The organism is Flavobacterium sp., from assembly GCF_021151785.1.
Lineage (GTDB): Bacteria > Bacteroidota > Bacteroidia > Flavobacteriales > Flavobacteriaceae > Flavobacterium.
Genome location: NZ_JAGKWP010000019.1, coordinates 1 through 14540, shown reverse-complemented (window position 1 = coordinate 14540; position 14540 = coordinate 1). Strand labels below are relative to the sequence as shown.

Here is a 14540-nt window from a genome sequence, read left to right as displayed (position 1 = left end):
AAAAAAGCCCTTTATTATTAAAGGGCTTTTTTTATTTTAGCAGTATGGAAATAGCAACTTTACATCAGTACTTTCTAGCTTCAACTGGAATCACAACAGATACTAGAAATATTAACAAAGATAACTTTTACGTAGCATTAAAAGGCACAAATTTCAACGGCAATTCTTTTACAAAAAAAGCCTTTGAGTTAGGTGCAAAATATGTATTAATAGACGAAGAAGAATACAAAATTAATGACCAATGCTTATTGGTAGACAATTGTTTAGCAGCATTGCAAGAATTAGCTAAATTCCACAGAAACTATCTTACAAATATCAAAATAATTGGATTGACAGGTAGCAATGGAAAAACCACAACTAAAGAGTTAATTCATGCTGTATTAAGTCAAAAATACAAAACTAAGGCAACAAAAGGAAACCTAAATAACCATATTGGCGTACCACTAACATTATTATCATTTGATAAATCAACAGAAATTGGAATTGTAGAAATGGGAGCCAACCATCAAAAGGAGATTGAATTTTTAAGTTCGATTGCTCAACCTGATTATGGTTACATTACTAATTTTGGAAAAGCACATTTAGAAGGATTTGGCGGAGTTCAGGGTGTAATTAAAGGAAAGAGTGAACTTTATGACTATATAGAATTTCATAAAAAAATAGCAATAATTAACCTAGAAGACCCTATTCAGGAGACAAAAAAAAAACTTTTTAATACTTATACTTTTGGTATAAACAAAGAAGTTGCAAATGTAAATATCGAAAAAGTAATAGCTGACCCAATGGTAAAAATATCATTTGAGAACACAACAATTAATTCTCATTTGATTGGTCTTTATAATGCTAACAACATCAATGCAGCTGTTGCAATAGGTAAATTACTTAATGTTTCTAATGACAAAATAAAAGCAGGTGTAGAGGGATATATACCTGAAAACAATCGTTCCCAATTATTAACCAAGAAAAACTACGAAATAATCTTAGATGCTTATAATGCCAATCCTAGCAGTATGCAAGCTGCTTTAACTAACTTTTTTCAACTGGAACAAACACCTAAAACAGCTATTTTAGGCGACATGTTTGAACTTGGCAACGAAAGCACTTCTGAACATACTAAGTTGGTTCAATTTTGTCAAAATCAACCTCACATAACTTTTCATTTTATTGGAAATGAATTTTACAAAAGTAAAATTGAAGCACCAAACATGTGCTTTTATGAGAAATTCGAAATTTTTTCAGAAGCTATAAATCATAAACCTCTAGAAAAAGGTCTCTTACTTGTTAAAGGATCAAGAGGTATGAGTTTAGAGAGAACCTTAGATATCCTATAAAAAAGGGCAACTATACAAGTTGCCCTTTTCTACTTTTTTATTTCAAAAACTATTTAACTAAACCTCTTGAGATAACAATCCTTTGAATCTCAGAAGTTCCCTCATATATTTGCGTAATTTTAGAATCTCTCATCATACGTTCCACATGATATTCTGCTACATAACCATTACCGCCATGAATTTGTACAGCTTCATTAGCTACTTCTAAAGCTACCTCAGATGCGTATAATTTTGCCATAGCACCAGAATGAGCAATATCTAAACCTTGATCTTTTTCAAAAGCTGCTTTATGAACTAATAAACGAGCCGCGGTTGTCTTAACATGCATATCGGCTAATTTAAATGCAATAGCTTGGTGTTGAAAAATAGGCTTTCCAAAAGCTACTCTTTCTTGAGCATACTTCAAAGCTAATTCATATGAACCTTGAGCGATTCCTAAAGCTTGAGAAGCAATTCCAATACGACCTCCATTCAGAGTAGACATAGCGAAAGCAAAACCAAAACCGTCTGCCCCTATCCTATTCTCTTTTGGAACTTTTACATCGTTAAACAATAATGTATGTGTATCAGATCCACGAATACCCATTTTCTTTTCTTTAGGACCAACTTCAAAACCAGGCATGCCTTTTTCAACAATCAGAACATTAATTCCTTTATGTCCTTTTGAAGCATCTGTTTGAGCAATCACTAAATATGTTGAAGCAGTTCCTCCATTAGTAATCCAATTTTTGGTACCATTCAGTAAATAATAATCACCCATATCAACTGCAGTTGTTCTTTGCGATGTCGCATCTGATCCCGCTTCAGGCTCAGACAAACAGAAAGCCCCAATTACTTCACCTTTTGCTAATGGCGTTAAATATTTAACTTTTTGTTCCTCAGATCCGTATTTTTCTAATCCAGCACAAACCAAAGAGTTATTTACAGACATAATAACTGCTGCAGAAGCATCTACTTTAGCAATTTCTTCCATTGCCAACACATAAGAAAGACTATCTAAACCAGCACCACCATATTTAGGATCAACCATCATTCCTAAAAAACCCAGTTCACCCATTTTTTTCACTTGTTCTGCAGGAAATATTGAATGTTCATCTCTTTCAATTACTCCAGGTAATAATTCATTTTGAGCAAAATCTCTCGCTGCTTGCTGAATCATTAAATGCTCCTCAGTTAAATTAAAATCCATATTATTAAATTAAGTTAATTGTTATTTTTAAAAAATGTTCCCAAATGTAGGCATTTAATATGAAATTTTCAATAACTATTTGTAATTTTAACCCATGTTAAACACAAACTATAACGTTATCGGAATGATGTCTGGTACCTCCTTAGACGGAGTAGATTTAGCTCATATAAAATTCTCAATTAACAACGGGAAATGGTCTTATGAAATCAAAGAAAGTGAAACCATTCCATATACTGAAAATTGGATTAATCAATTAAAAAATGGAATTCACCTTGATTTAGATTCTTTAAAAGTGTTAGACAAAAGCTACACTGAATTGATAGCAGAAATCACAAACCATTTCATTTTAAAAAACAAACTTCAAGATGTAGATTTCATTTGTTCTCATGGACATACCATTTTACACCAACCTCAGAATGGAATTACTCTGCAAATTGGTAATTTACCAGAATTAGCTCAAAAAACTAAACACAAAGTTATTTGTGATTTTAGAGTTCAAGATGTTGCCATGGGCGGACAAGGAGCACCGCTAGTTCCTATTGGAGACCAATTATTATTTAGCGAATATGATTTTTGTCTTAATTTGGGAGGCTTTTCAAATATCTCTTTTAATAGACAATCAAAAAGAATAGCTTTTGACATATCTCCTGTGAATACGGTTTTAAATTTTTATGCTGAAAAATTAGGGCGTAACTTTGATCAAGGAGGAAGTATCGCAAAAAGCGGAGAATTAAATAAATCCCTTTATGACGAGTTAAATAATTTACCATTTTACAGTCAAAAATTTCCAAAATCATTAGGAATTGAATTTGTACATACTACTATTTTGCCTATAATGGAAAAACACATCTTGAGCATACCTGATTTATTACACACTTTTACCGAACACATAGCTTACCAAATTGGGACTATTGTAAAAGGAGTAAAAGGAAGCATGCTAATTACAGGAGGGGGAGCTTACAATACTTTTTTAATAGAAAGAATAAAACAACATTGCACTTCAATAAGATGTGACATACCTGATGAAAAAACAATTGAATTTAAAGAAGCACTAATATTTGGTCTTTTAGGAGTTCTTAGAGAAAGAAAAGAAATCAACACTTTAGCAAGTGTAACTGGCGCAAAACAAGATCATTGTAGCGGCAAAATATTTCTACCCAACTAATTTTCGCATTCGCTTTTTACGAGTATATTTGCACTCAAACAAACACAAAAACTAATTTTACAAAAATGAAAGAATTATTAAAGAAATTTGAAGATAAAGCACCTGAAATTGTTTTCAATTGGAAAGATCCAGAAACGGAAGCAGAAGGATGGACAGTAATCAATTCATTAAGAGGTGGAGCCGCAGGGGGTGGAACTAGAATGAGAAAAGGACTTGATATGAATGAAGTCTTATCTTTAGCCAAAACCATGGAAGTTAAGTTTTCTGTTTCAGGACCTGCTATTGGCGGGGCTAAATCTGGTATTAACTTTGATCCAGCAGACCCACGTAAGAAAGGTGTTTTAGAAAGATGGTACAAAGCTGTTTCGCCACTTTTAAAAAACTATTATGGAACAGGTGGTGATTTAAATGTTGATGAAATTCATGAAGTAATCCCAATGACTGAAGATTGCGGAGTTTGGCATCCACAAGAAGGTGTATTTAACGGGCATTTCAAACCAACGGAAGCAGACAAAATCAACAGAATAGGTCAGTTACGCCAAGGAGTAATCAAGGTAATCGAAAATCCAAATTTCTCTCCAGATGTAAACAGAAAATATACCGTTGCCGATATGATTACTGGTTATGGTGTTGCGGAAGCAGTACGTCATTATTATAGTATTTACGGTGGAGATGTAAAAGGTAAAAAAGCAATAGTACAAGGATTTGGAAATGTAGGATCTGCTGCTGCTTTTTATTTAGCCCAAATGGGAGCTAAAGTAATTGGAATCATTGATCGTGATGGTGGTGTTATCAATGAAAATGGTTTTTCTTTTGACGAAATCAAAGCTTTGTTTTTGAATAAAGATGGAAATAAATTAGTAGCTGATAATATGATTTCTTTTGAAGAAATCAATACTAAAATTTGGTCACTAGGTGCACAAGTTTTTGCACCATGCGCTGCTTCAAGGTTAGTAACTAAAGAACAAGTTGACCAAATGATTGCTTCTGGATTAGAGGTAATTTCGAGTGGAGCCAATGTGCCTTTTGCAGATAAAGAAATATTCTTTGGACCAATCATGGAAGAAACAGATAAAAAAGTAAGTTTGATTCCTGACTTTATTGCAAATTGTGGTATGGCAAGGGTTTTTGCCTATTTCATGGAGAAAAAAGTTCAAATGACAGATGAAGCTATTTTTAACGACTCATCTGAAATCATTCAAAAAGCAATTCAAAAAACATTTGATTTAAATAGTGATAAGAAAAACATAAGTGCTCGTGCTTTTGAAATTGCATTAAAACAATTAGTTTAATTGGAATAATCAAACAAAAAAAGTTGTAAGGTAAACTTACAACTTTTTTTGTTTAAAATAATCTATTTTACTTTTCAAATTCCTTCAGAGTAGCAATTATGATAGCTACGCATGCTCTTAATTGTTCTTCTGTCATCACTAAAGGTGGAGCAAAACGAATTATATTACCATGAGTTGGCTTAGCTAACAATCCATTTTCAGCTAAACGCATACATATATTCCACGCCGTATCACTATCTTCTGAATCATTAATTACAACCGCATTTAACAACCCTTTTCCTCTAACCAAAGTAGCTATTGAAGAACCCTCAATATAAGTCATTAATTCCTCCCTAAAAATATGACCTAGCTTTCTAGCATTTTGTGCTAACTTTTCATCTTCAACCACTTCTAATGCAGCCATAGCGACAGCTGCGGCCACAGGATTACCACCAAAGGTAGAACCATGTTGACCTGGTTTAATCACATTCATAATAGCATCATTGGCTAAAACTGCGGATACTGGATAAACTCCTCCCGAAACAGCTTTTCCTAAAATCAAAATATCAGGATTTACATAGCTCTCTTGCTTTTCACACTTTGCTTCACAAGTACAATTACCACAAACCGCTAATAGCGATCCTGTTCTTGCAACTCCAGTTTGCACTTCATCAGCTATAAATAAAACATTATGTTTTTCACAAAGTGCTTTTGCTTGAGCGATAAAATTCTCTGAAGGCACATAAACTCCAGCTTCACCTTGAATAGGTTCAACTAAAAAACCAGCTATATTAGAAGAGGAATTCAAAGCTTGTTCTAATGCCTCAATATCATCATAAGGAATACGAATAAACCCTTCAGTATAAGGTCCGAAATTTTTCCTTGCATTTTCATCGTTTGAAAACGAAATTATGGTTGTTGTTCTTCCATGAAAGTTGTTTTCACATACTATAATTTGAGCTTGTTTTTCTGCAATTCCTTTTTTCTCGTAAGCCCATTTTCTACATATCTTGATAGCTGTTTCAACCGCTTCAGCTCCTGTATTCATAGGTAGCACTTTATCAAAACCAAAATATTCAGTAATGTATTTTTCATACACACCTAACTTATCATTATAGAATGCGCGTGATGTTAAGGTTAATGTTTGTGCTTGCTCCACCATGGCATCAACTATTTTAGGATGACAATGCCCTTGGTTAACAGCAGAGTAGGCTGAAAGAAAATCAAAATATTTTTTTCCTTCTACATCCCACACATACACTCCTTCACCTTTACATAAAACCACTGGTAGTGGATGATAATTGTGCGCACCGAATTTATCTTCTAATGCAATTGCTTCAGCCGAAGTTAATTTTTCTAAAACTGACATGATTTGTTGATTGTTATTGATGTATTAAATCGCAATTCCTTCTTGTTGGCGAGAAATCAACCATTCTTTCACAAAAATATAAATTTTTCGTCTTACTTTTTTATTCTCTCTAAAATATCATTCATCATATCAATCTGAATCTTTTGAATCTCAATCAATTCCTGCTGTTGATGCATGATTAAATGGTCTAATTTTTCATGTAACATTCTAATTTCTAATTCGGATTTTAAATTAATCATAAAATCTTTTTTAGACCGTTCTCTGTCTTTTTCTTCCTGCCTATTCTGACTCATCATAATAACTGGCGCTTGTAAAGCTGCAATACACGACAAAATTAAATTGAGTAAAATAAAAGGGTATGGATCAAAACCTTTATCAACTAATACCACAACATTAACAATAATCCAACCAAAAAGAAAAAACATAAACGAAATTATAAAGGTCCAACTTCCTCCAAAATCAGCCACCTTATCTGCAACAATTTGACCATAAGTACGACTATCTGGTGCGTCTTCAATTTCAGTAACTAATGATTTTTCTTCTTTTAAAGACTGAATCACTTTTCGCTCAATTGATGAAATCTCATTAATTTCTCGTTCTAGATAGCTTGTAATATATTGCTCTCGAAAAACATTTAATTCTGACAAAGCTAACATAGAATCAGAATTAAAAAAAGGATATTCTTTTTGAATTAAAGATAAAATAGGGTCTTTAATTAATACACCTGATACTTTTTCAAACAATGGAAATTCTTTTTTGGAAATGGAACTAATAAAAGTTGATTTAGAAGACATAGTAATTAATTATTCGTTATACATAGCTAATAATTTGGTAACTGTATTCCAATTACGAATAGTAGCTACAACACTTAATTTTTTTTCAATATACTTTTGGTCTAAACGAGTTTTACCAGCGCCAATAGCATATTTTATAAAGATACGACTTTTATCAATTGCTGCTTCATCAGGTTTAAATTGACTAATTTTTAAATCATTGATAGCTGACACTTGCAGTTCCTTTGAAACAAAAGCTATATACAATTTTTTTTCGTCTACTTCTTTCTCTTTTAAATAAGGATTATTTAAAAAACATTGTTCCAAATCATTTTTTGAAACAACTACTACTGGCACATCCAAACCCAATTGTTTAAAAATTTCTTGCTTAATAGTAAATCCTACAGAAGCACCATGCGCTTCTTCTGAATCCACAAAAACATTACCTGATTGAATGTAGGTTCGCACATTTTGAAAACCCTTGTTTTCTAATACATTTTTTAAGGTTTCCATTTTTATCATGTTATGTCCGGATACATTAATCCCTCTAAGCAAAGCTAAGTGTGTATACATAAAATTAAATTTGTCATAAAAGTAAAATAATTTACCATATAAAACGAACAATCCTTATTTTTGCTTCATGGGAAGAAAGAAAACAGACAAAATCGTATTCGAAAACGTAGAAATCCTTGATGCAGGCGCAAAAGGTGTATCAGTAGCTAAGGCCCCTGATGGAAAAGTAATTTTTATTCCGAATGTTGTTCCAGGTGATGTAGTCGACATTCAAACCTTCAAAAAAAGAAAAGCTTATTATGAAGGTAAAGCCATTAAAACACATCAATTTTCGGAACACCGAGTTGAACCCGTTTGTGAACATTTTGGTGTATGTGGTGGATGTAAATGGCAAAACATGAAATATAGCCAGCAATTGTTTTATAAAAATCAAGAAGTTTACAACAATTTAAAACGAATTGGAAAGATAGAATTACCAGAATTTGAGCCTATTTTAGGTTCTGAAAAACAATTTTTTTATAGAAATAAAATGGAATTCGGATTCTCTTCTTCAAGATGGATGACAGAGGCTGAAATTCAATCTGGCGAAGATTTAGACAATAAAAATGCGGTTGGTTTTCATATACCAAGAATGTGGGATAAAATACTAGACATTAAAAAATGTCACTTACAACAAGATCCTTCAAACGCTATCAGAAATGAAATAAGACGTTTTGCAAATGAAAACAATTTATCGTTCTATAACCCTAGAAATCATGAGGGCTTATTAAGAACTCTAATGATTAGAACAGCATCAACTGGTGAAATCATGGTACTTATTCAATTCTTTGAAAAAGACAAAAATGGAATTGACTTAATCATGAATTTTTTAGCCGAACAATTCCCTGAAATCACTTCATTACAATATGTAATTAATCAAAAATTAAACGATACCTTATACGATCAAGATATTGTACTTTTCAAAGGAAGAGATTATATTTTAGAGGAAATGGAAGGTTTACATTTTAGTATAAATGCCAAATCGTTTTACCAAACCAATTCAGAACAAGCCTATGAATTATATTCCATCACTAGAGATTTTGCTGGATTAACTGGCGAAGAATTGGTCTATGATTTGTATACAGGAACTGGAACTATTGCCCAATTTGTTTCTAAAAAAGCTAAAAAAGTAATTGGAGTAGAAGCCGTCCCAGAAGCGATTGCAGACGCAAAAGAAAATGCCAAACGAAACAACATAACCAATTGTGAATTCTTCGTTGGAGACATGAAGAATGTATTTAACGACCATTTTATTTCTACTCATGGTCAACCCGATGTTATTATCACAGACCCACCAAGAGACGGCATGCACAAAGATGTAGTGGAGCAAATATTAAAAATTGGACCCAAAAAAGTAGTATATGTGAGTTGTAATTCAGCCACACAAGCAAGAGATTTAGCCTTAATGGATGAAATGTATAAAGTAACCAAAGTACGTCCTGTAGACATGTTTCCTCAGACGCATCATGTAGAAAATGTTGTTTTACTTGAACGAAAATTATAATATCATGAAAAAAATCATTATACTTCTTTTGATTACTCTTGCATTTTCATCATGTGAAAAAGATGATGTTTGTGCAGAAACTACACCTACCACTCCAAAAGTAGTCATTGAGTTTTTTGATGCCGCAAACGCCACTGATACACCAAAAAACGTTACCAATTTAAAAATAACAGCTGCAAATTTTACAAGCTCAATTATTTACAATGGAACAAACAAAATAAAAGTGCCTTTAAAAACATTTCAAGACAATTCTGTTTTATCTTTTACATTGAATGGTTCAATAGACCCTACTTCAGATGATAATCTAGATGAAATAACCTTTAATTATTCAAGAACAGAATCTTATGTATCACGTGCATGCGGATTTAAAACTACATTTCTGCTTGACTCAAATACTCCGGTACTTTTGACACCAGATGCAGCAAATTGGATCCAAAATATAGTTGTCGTTAAATCTAATATAGAAAATGAAAATGAAACACATATCAAAATCTATTTTTAGTATTATCTTGATAATTAGTGTTTCTTTGACAGCACTCTCTCAAGATAAAAAACAAAAATCTGATACAATACAAATTCCGCAACGATATGGATTACGTTTGGGTCTTGACCTACATAGAATAACAAAATCTTTTTATGATAAAAATTACAGAGGATTAGAAATTGTTGGAGATTATCGATTAACAAAGAAGATTTATGTAGCATGTGAGTTAGGTAATGAGGAAAAAACAAAACAAGATGATCAGCTCAATTATAGTACAAAAGGCACTTATTTTAAAGTAGGTTTTGATTTCAATGCCTATGAAAATTGGCTTGATATGGAAAATATGATTTATATAGGTCTGCGAGCTGGCTTTTCAAGTTTTAGTCAAACCCTAAATACCTACAACATTTATGAACCTAAGAGTTTCTATGGAATTTCCACTTTAGATTCTGGTCAAAAATGGAATGGTTTATCGGCTAGTTGGATTGAAGTTGTAAGCGGATTAAAAGCTGAAGTTTTTAATAATGTTTATATTGGTTTCTCTGTTCGATTAAACTATTTATTATCTAATAAAGAACCTGAAGGATTTGCTAATTTACATATTCCTGGATTCAACAAAACATATGAAAACAGTAAATTTGGCGCAGGATTTAATTATACGATAAGTTATTTTATCCCTTTATACAAATCTAGAAAATAAAAAAAGTCTAAATTCAATTTAAGAATTTAGACTTTTCTTGTTCTACCATTTAATATCTTTCGGTGTTTTAGAAAAAATCCAAGACATAAATAATTTTTCCCCATCATTAGTTCGTAATGCTTTAAACTTAGGAGACAATATTGTGGCAACAACAAAAGCTGCTAATGGTATTTGCCAACCTTTAAAATTAGCATAACTAAGAAAAAAATATCTTGCTGGAAAAAAAAACAAGGCGAATCCAACGAAATTATAAATCAATGCTTTGGTTTGTTTAGACATATTTAATCTTCTTTAAGTGTAAAAATAATATTCTCAAAATCTTTTTTAAATTTTTCTTTATTTTCTAGTAGTGTCCAACTCATAACTTGATAAAATGAATTAGGTGTTTCCACTAATCCCATAACATAATATAAATCCAATTCTAATTCCTTATCTCTTAAAGTGCATTCATTATAGAAAAAATTATAATTACCGATTGTTTTCTTTTTAGGAGTTCCTAATTTTCTATTTGAATAATTTTCACCCACCCCCAAATCTTTAAAAACAACTTCATAAAATTCTTCAATACCATCATAAGTAATATCAGAAAGTTTCAAATCTTCTTTAGAATCTTGAATCACAATGGTGTAAACTTCCTTAACAGGATTTTGAAACTCCAAGCACGCATCATCATTTAGACCTGAAGTCCTTTTCATGTAATCAGGCACAGATAATTTTACAACGTGGCCTGTTTGATATTCAATCATTTTTGTTTGTCCAATTACTAATTGAGTTAACAAAAGAGCTAGTATTAACTTAATTTTTTTAATCATATTTATAAAATTTATTAGCTATTTTTATTCCGATTGTATTGATGAAAATTTAACTCGCTTACTCCCTTCATACATTTCATATTTGACTAATCTGGCTTCTAACTTTCCATTAAATAATTTAATCTTTCTTGAAGGTCGTAAACCAACAAACTTAAGCGCTTCTAAATTTGAAGTAATAAACCAAGCATTAGTATTAGAATAATTCTTCTTTAAAGTATCTCCAATTTCACGATAGAAACGTTCCATTTGAATATCCAATCGCTCTCCATAAGGCGGATTAAAAACCATATGTAATGGCCCTTGAACTTCTTTCTCAGAATTAAAGAAATCTTGTTGAGATATTTTTACATATTCATCTAAATTGGCATTAATTAAATTATCTTGTGCTTTTCTAACTGCACTTGGCGCTTTATCATATCCAGTAATCGTGTAATGAAACTCTTTTGTTTTTTTTAATAACGATTCCAATATGGTGTCGAACAACTCACTATCCCAATCCTTCCATTTTTCAAATGCAAATTCCTTCCTATTGATGTTAGCTGGAATATTACAAGCAATCATTGCCGCTTCAGCTAAAATAGTTCCGCTTCCACACATAGGGTCCAAGAAATGTGCTTTACCGTCCCAACCAGACAGTAATAAGATTCCTGCTGCCAATACTTCGTTAATAGGCGCAATATTTGTAGCAGTTCTATAACCTCTGTGATGTAAAGAAGCTCCCGAAGTATCTAAAGAAACCGTACAATAATCGCGATCAATATGAATATGAATACGTAAATCTGGATGTTCTTTATCAATATTAGGTCTACTTCCTGTATTCTCTCTAAATTGATCTACAATAGCATCTTTTACCTTTAAAGCAACAAATTGACTATGAGTAAAAGCTTCAGAATATAAGGTAGTTTCTACAACAAAAGTTTGATTATTGTTTAAATAACTGGACCAGTCAATACTTTGAATACCAACATATAAGCTTTTTTCATTAAATGCTTTAAAGGAATGTATAGGCTTTAAAATTTTTAACGCAGTACGCAAACCTAAATTGGCCTTATACATAAACCCTTTATCACCATAGAAACTAACCATACGGGTGCCTTTTTGAATATTTTGAGCACCTAATTGTATCAATTCCTTTTCTAATAATTCCTCAAAGCCAAAAAAAGTTTTGGCCACCATTTTAAAATTCTCCATTAAGATCTATTGTGATAACTTATTATAATATTCTACAAAAATAGACTAAATTTGTCTTTCCTAATCTTATATTTAAAATAAATGTCTACTATCTCAAAAACAGAAGAAAAAGACTGGTTTAGCGAATGGTTTAATACACCTTATTATCATATATTATACAAAGATAGAAATGATAATGAAGCCCAATTCTTTATGGATAATCTAACCCATTATTTAAATTTACCCGAAGAGGCTCAAATTCTTGATTTAGCTTGTGGTAAAGGCAGACATTCCATTTATTTAAATTCTTTAGGATTTGAAGTAACAGGTGTAGATATTTCAGAAAACAGTATTAAAATTGCAAATGAATCAGCAAATGATAAATTGCATTTTCATGTTCATGACATGCGTGAAAATCTCCCTCATAGATATGATGCAATCTTTAATTTATTTACAAGTTTTGGGTATTTTGATAATGAAGAGGACAACATTAAAACACTTAAAGCAATTAAAAATAGTTTAACTGAATATGGATTTGGTGTAATTGATTTTTTAAATGCTGATTATGTAATTGCAAATTTAGTTCCAAAAGAAATTAAAATTGTTGATGGCATCAAATTTGAAATAAATCGCTATGTAGAAAACAAAAAAATTATCAAAGAAATACATTTTTCAGATCAAGGCAAAAATTATACATTCAAAGAAAAAGTGTCTGCTTTAACATTAAATGACTTTGAAAAAATGATGGAAGTTTGCGACATCTATTTATTAGATATTTTTGGCGATTATAAGCTTCATAAATTCTATAAGAACCAATCCGAGCGATTGATCATGATTTTTAAATAATTCCGAATGAATAATTTTGTATATCTATTCCCTTTTTTAGCAGTAATCATTGGCTATATACTAGCTTTTTACTTTACCCCAAAAAGCAAAAAACAAATCAAGCTATTATTAGCTTTTAGTGGTTCATTTTTGTTATCACTAACCGTTATGCACTTATTACCAAGTATATATACTACTGAAATAGTACTCCCTAGTGAACATAATCATGAACACGTACATGTACATTCATCTATTGGTATTTACATCATGCTAGGCATTATATTTCAAATCATTTTAGAGTATTTCTCAAAAGGGGCAGAACATGGTCACGTTCATGGTCATGAAAAAATGAATCAAATACCTTGGTTGTTATTTTTTAGTTTGTGTATTCACGCTGTTTTAGAAGGCATCCCTATTAACAAAGACAATCATTTAGCATTTGGCATTGCTATCCATCACTTACCAATTGCAATGATTCTAACCATATTTTTTAAGAATGCACAATTAAATACAAAAGCTATTTTTGTTTTCATGTTCACTTTTGCTTTAATGACACCACTAGGCACAATATTAGCTGATCACTTAAGTATATTTGAGACTATCGAGAAAGAATTAGTAGGGTTTGTAATTGGAATATTATTTCATATTTCTTCAACTATCATTTTTGAAACAAGTGAAGGTCACAAATTCAATTTAGCCAAACTACTTGCAATTGGTTTTGGAATTTTTATTGCAACTTTTATGTAGCTATAAGTTAATCTTATAACTAAAGTACTTAACCATTACAAATGTTTCGTAAATTTATATTATAAAATCAAACAATATGGAACATACGAACAAAATTGGTTTAAATACTGCAAAAGCCAAAGAACTTGCTTTTGAACTAAATGATTTATTAGCTAATTATTCCGTTTTCTATCAAAATGTCAGGGGTTTACATTGGAACATTAAAGGGAATAAATTTTTTGAATTACATATCAAATTTGAAGAATTATACAATAATTTAATTTTAAAAATTGATGAAATAGCCGAGCGTATTCTAACCCTTGGAAGCTTGCCTAATCATCAATTTTCAAATTATTTAAGTACGTCAACAATTAAAGAATTAAACGAAACAACAAAAGATATAATAGCCATCGAATCCATTGTTTCGTCTTTTACAACATTAATTAATATACAACGAACAATATTAAAATTGGCACAAGAAATTGAAGATGAAGGGACAGCATCCCTAATGAGCGATAATATTAGAGAACAAGAAAAACTTATATGGATGTATGGTGCCTATTTAGAATGATAAAAAAACCTGTTTAAATACAGGTTTTTTTATGCTATATTTTTAAATAAGAGATTTGTTATAAATGCTTTATGTCATAACATATCATTTATTTAAAA

The 14540-nt window shown here is 31.2% G+C and carries 16 protein-coding genes; 9 read left to right on the top strand and 7 right to left on the bottom strand.

Annotated features, from left to right (window positions below):
- Nucleotides 1–44: 44 nt before the first annotated feature.
- On the top strand, nucleotides 45–1331 hold the full coding sequence (gene murF / locus QZ824_RS03395; protein WP_291274625.1) for a UDP-N-acetylmuramoyl-tripeptide--D-alanyl-D-alanine ligase: 1287 nt from the start codon (nucleotides 45–47) through the stop codon (nucleotides 1329–1331).
- A gap of 49 nt (nucleotides 1332–1380) precedes the next feature.
- Here the strand turns inward: murF and QZ824_RS03390 are convergent, their stop codons facing one another.
- The gene (locus QZ824_RS03390) at nucleotides 1381–2520 is read right to left on the bottom strand and encodes an acyl-CoA dehydrogenase (RefSeq protein ID WP_291274624.1); all 1140 of its coding nucleotides are present in this window, start codon (nucleotides 2518–2520) and stop codon (nucleotides 1381–1383) included.
- A gap of 94 nt (nucleotides 2521–2614) precedes the next feature.
- On the opposite strand from QZ824_RS03390, the gene QZ824_RS03385 reads away from it, so the two are divergent.
- Entirely contained in the window at nucleotides 2615–3685 is a 1071-nt protein-coding gene (locus QZ824_RS03385; protein ID WP_291274623.1) for an anhydro-N-acetylmuramic acid kinase, read from the top strand.
- Between the two features lie 65 nt (nucleotides 3686–3750).
- Nucleotides 3751–4977, top strand: coding sequence for a Glu/Leu/Phe/Val dehydrogenase dimerization domain-containing protein (locus QZ824_RS03380; RefSeq protein WP_291274622.1), 1227 nt, complete (start codon nucleotides 3751–3753; stop codon nucleotides 4975–4977).
- 67 nt (nucleotides 4978–5044) lie between these two features.
- Here the strand turns inward: QZ824_RS03380 and rocD are convergent, their stop codons facing one another.
- The 3 genes from rocD to QZ824_RS03365 all read right to left on the bottom strand — a co-directional run bounded on the left by rocD (nucleotide 5045) and on the right by QZ824_RS03365 (nucleotide 7671).
- Nucleotides 5045–6325 carry an ornithine--oxo-acid transaminase gene (rocD, locus tag QZ824_RS03375; protein WP_291274621.1) on the bottom strand — a complete coding sequence of 427 codons (1281 nt, stop codon included), beginning with the start codon at nucleotides 6323–6325 and terminating at the stop codon, nucleotides 5045–5047.
- A gap of 92 nt (nucleotides 6326–6417) precedes the next feature.
- Nucleotides 6418–7119, bottom strand: a complete 702-nt coding sequence (locus tag QZ824_RS03370) for a DUF1003 domain-containing protein (RefSeq protein ID WP_291274620.1) — start codon at nucleotides 7117–7119, stop codon at nucleotides 6418–6420.
- Between the two features lie 9 nt (nucleotides 7120–7128).
- Nucleotides 7129–7671 (bottom strand): DUF1697 domain-containing protein, encoded by a 543-nt coding sequence (locus QZ824_RS03365; RefSeq protein WP_291274619.1) that lies wholly within the window; start codon nucleotides 7669–7671, stop codon nucleotides 7129–7131.
- Nucleotides 7672–7738: 67 nt separating this feature from the next.
- Between QZ824_RS03365 and rlmD the strand changes: the two genes are divergently transcribed.
- Genes rlmD through QZ824_RS03350 form a run of 3 tightly spaced genes read left to right on the top strand, consistent with a single transcriptional unit; the run spans nucleotide 7739 to nucleotide 10338 of the window.
- Nucleotides 7739–9154: a 23S rRNA (uracil(1939)-C(5))-methyltransferase RlmD gene (gene rlmD, locus QZ824_RS03360; RefSeq protein WP_291274618.1), complete on the top strand. Its 1416-nt coding sequence runs from the start codon at nucleotides 7739–7741 to the stop codon at nucleotides 9152–9154.
- Between the two features lie 4 nt (nucleotides 9155–9158).
- Nucleotides 9159–9656, top strand: coding sequence for a DUF6452 family protein (locus tag QZ824_RS03355; RefSeq protein ID WP_291274617.1), 498 nt, complete (start codon nucleotides 9159–9161; stop codon nucleotides 9654–9656).
- Nucleotides 9628–10338, top strand: a complete 711-nt coding sequence (locus QZ824_RS03350; protein WP_291274616.1) for a DUF6048 family protein — start codon at nucleotides 9628–9630, stop codon at nucleotides 10336–10338. Before QZ824_RS03355 ends, QZ824_RS03350 begins: the two co-directional genes overlap by 29 nt.
- A gap of 42 nt (nucleotides 10339–10380) precedes the next feature.
- On the opposite strand, the gene QZ824_RS03345 is transcribed toward QZ824_RS03350, so the two are convergent.
- From QZ824_RS03345 to QZ824_RS03335, 3 genes are read right to left on the bottom strand one after another with little or no spacing between them, the layout of a single operon-like run.
- Nucleotides 10381–10617 (bottom strand): hypothetical protein, encoded by a 237-nt coding sequence (locus QZ824_RS03345; protein WP_291274615.1) that lies wholly within the window; start codon nucleotides 10615–10617, stop codon nucleotides 10381–10383.
- A gap of 2 nt (nucleotides 10618–10619) precedes the next feature.
- Complete coding sequence (locus QZ824_RS03340; RefSeq protein ID WP_291274614.1) at nucleotides 10620–11150, bottom strand: hypothetical protein; 531 nt, start codon at nucleotides 11148–11150, stop codon at nucleotides 10620–10622.
- 24 nt (nucleotides 11151–11174) lie between these two features.
- Entirely contained in the window at nucleotides 11175–12326 is a 1152-nt protein-coding gene (locus QZ824_RS03335; RefSeq protein WP_291274637.1) for a THUMP domain-containing protein, read from the bottom strand.
- A gap of 96 nt (nucleotides 12327–12422) precedes the next feature.
- Here QZ824_RS03335 and QZ824_RS03330 point away from each other — a divergent pair, with 96 nt between their 5' ends.
- The 3 genes from QZ824_RS03330 to QZ824_RS03320 all read left to right on the top strand — a co-directional run bounded on the left by QZ824_RS03330 (nucleotide 12423) and on the right by QZ824_RS03320 (nucleotide 14442).
- Nucleotides 12423–13166, top strand: a complete 744-nt coding sequence (locus tag QZ824_RS03330) for a class I SAM-dependent methyltransferase (protein WP_291274613.1) — start codon at nucleotides 12423–12425, stop codon at nucleotides 13164–13166.
- Between the two features lie 6 nt (nucleotides 13167–13172).
- A complete protein-coding gene (locus tag QZ824_RS03325) occupies nucleotides 13173–13892 on the top strand; it encodes a ZIP family metal transporter (RefSeq protein ID WP_291274612.1) in 720 nt (239 codons plus the stop codon).
- A gap of 76 nt (nucleotides 13893–13968) precedes the next feature.
- On the top strand, nucleotides 13969–14442 hold the full coding sequence (locus tag QZ824_RS03320; protein ID WP_291274611.1) for a Dps family protein: 474 nt from the start codon (nucleotides 13969–13971) through the stop codon (nucleotides 14440–14442).
- Nucleotides 14443–14540 lie beyond the last annotated feature (98 nt).

Excerpts from the sequence above, each read along its gene's own strand:
- murF (WP_291274625.1), top strand. The coding sequence starts at position 45 with ATGGAAATAGCAACTTTACATCAGTACTTTCTAGCTTCAACTGGAATC.
- QZ824_RS03390 (WP_291274624.1), bottom strand. The coding sequence starts at position 2,520 with ATGGATTTTAATTTAACTGAGGAGCATTTAATGATTCAGCAAGCAGCG.
- QZ824_RS03385 (WP_291274623.1), top strand. The coding sequence starts at position 2,615 with ATGTTAAACACAAACTATAACGTTATCGGAATGATGTCTGGTACCTCC.
- QZ824_RS03380 (WP_291274622.1), top strand. The coding sequence starts at position 3,751 with ATGAAAGAATTATTAAAGAAATTTGAAGATAAAGCACCTGAAATTGTT.
- rocD (WP_291274621.1), bottom strand. The coding sequence starts at position 6,325 with ATGTCAGTTTTAGAAAAATTAACTTCGGCTGAAGCAATTGCATTAGAA.
- QZ824_RS03370 (WP_291274620.1), bottom strand. The coding sequence starts at position 7,119 with ATGTCTTCTAAATCAACTTTTATTAGTTCCATTTCCAAAAAAGAATTT.
- QZ824_RS03365 (WP_291274619.1), bottom strand. The coding sequence starts at position 7,671 with ATGTATACACACTTAGCTTTGCTTAGAGGGATTAATGTATCCGGACAT.
- rlmD (WP_291274618.1), top strand. The coding sequence starts at position 7,739 with ATGGGAAGAAAGAAAACAGACAAAATCGTATTCGAAAACGTAGAAATC.
- QZ824_RS03355 (WP_291274617.1), top strand. The coding sequence starts at position 9,159 with ATGAAAAAAATCATTATACTTCTTTTGATTACTCTTGCATTTTCATCA.
- QZ824_RS03350 (WP_291274616.1), top strand. The coding sequence starts at position 9,628 with ATGAAACACATATCAAAATCTATTTTTAGTATTATCTTGATAATTAGT.
- QZ824_RS03345 (WP_291274615.1), bottom strand. The coding sequence starts at position 10,617 with ATGTCTAAACAAACCAAAGCATTGATTTATAATTTCGTTGGATTCGCC.
- QZ824_RS03340 (WP_291274614.1), bottom strand. The coding sequence starts at position 11,150 with ATGATTAAAAAAATTAAGTTAATACTAGCTCTTTTGTTAACTCAATTA.
- QZ824_RS03335 (WP_291274637.1), bottom strand. The coding sequence starts at position 12,326 with ATGGTGGCCAAAACTTTTTTTGGCTTTGAGGAATTATTAGAAAAGGAA.
- QZ824_RS03330 (WP_291274613.1), top strand. The coding sequence starts at position 12,423 with ATGTCTACTATCTCAAAAACAGAAGAAAAAGACTGGTTTAGCGAATGG.
- QZ824_RS03325 (WP_291274612.1), top strand. The coding sequence starts at position 13,173 with ATGAATAATTTTGTATATCTATTCCCTTTTTTAGCAGTAATCATTGGC.
- QZ824_RS03320 (WP_291274611.1), top strand. The coding sequence starts at position 13,969 with ATGGAACATACGAACAAAATTGGTTTAAATACTGCAAAAGCCAAAGAA.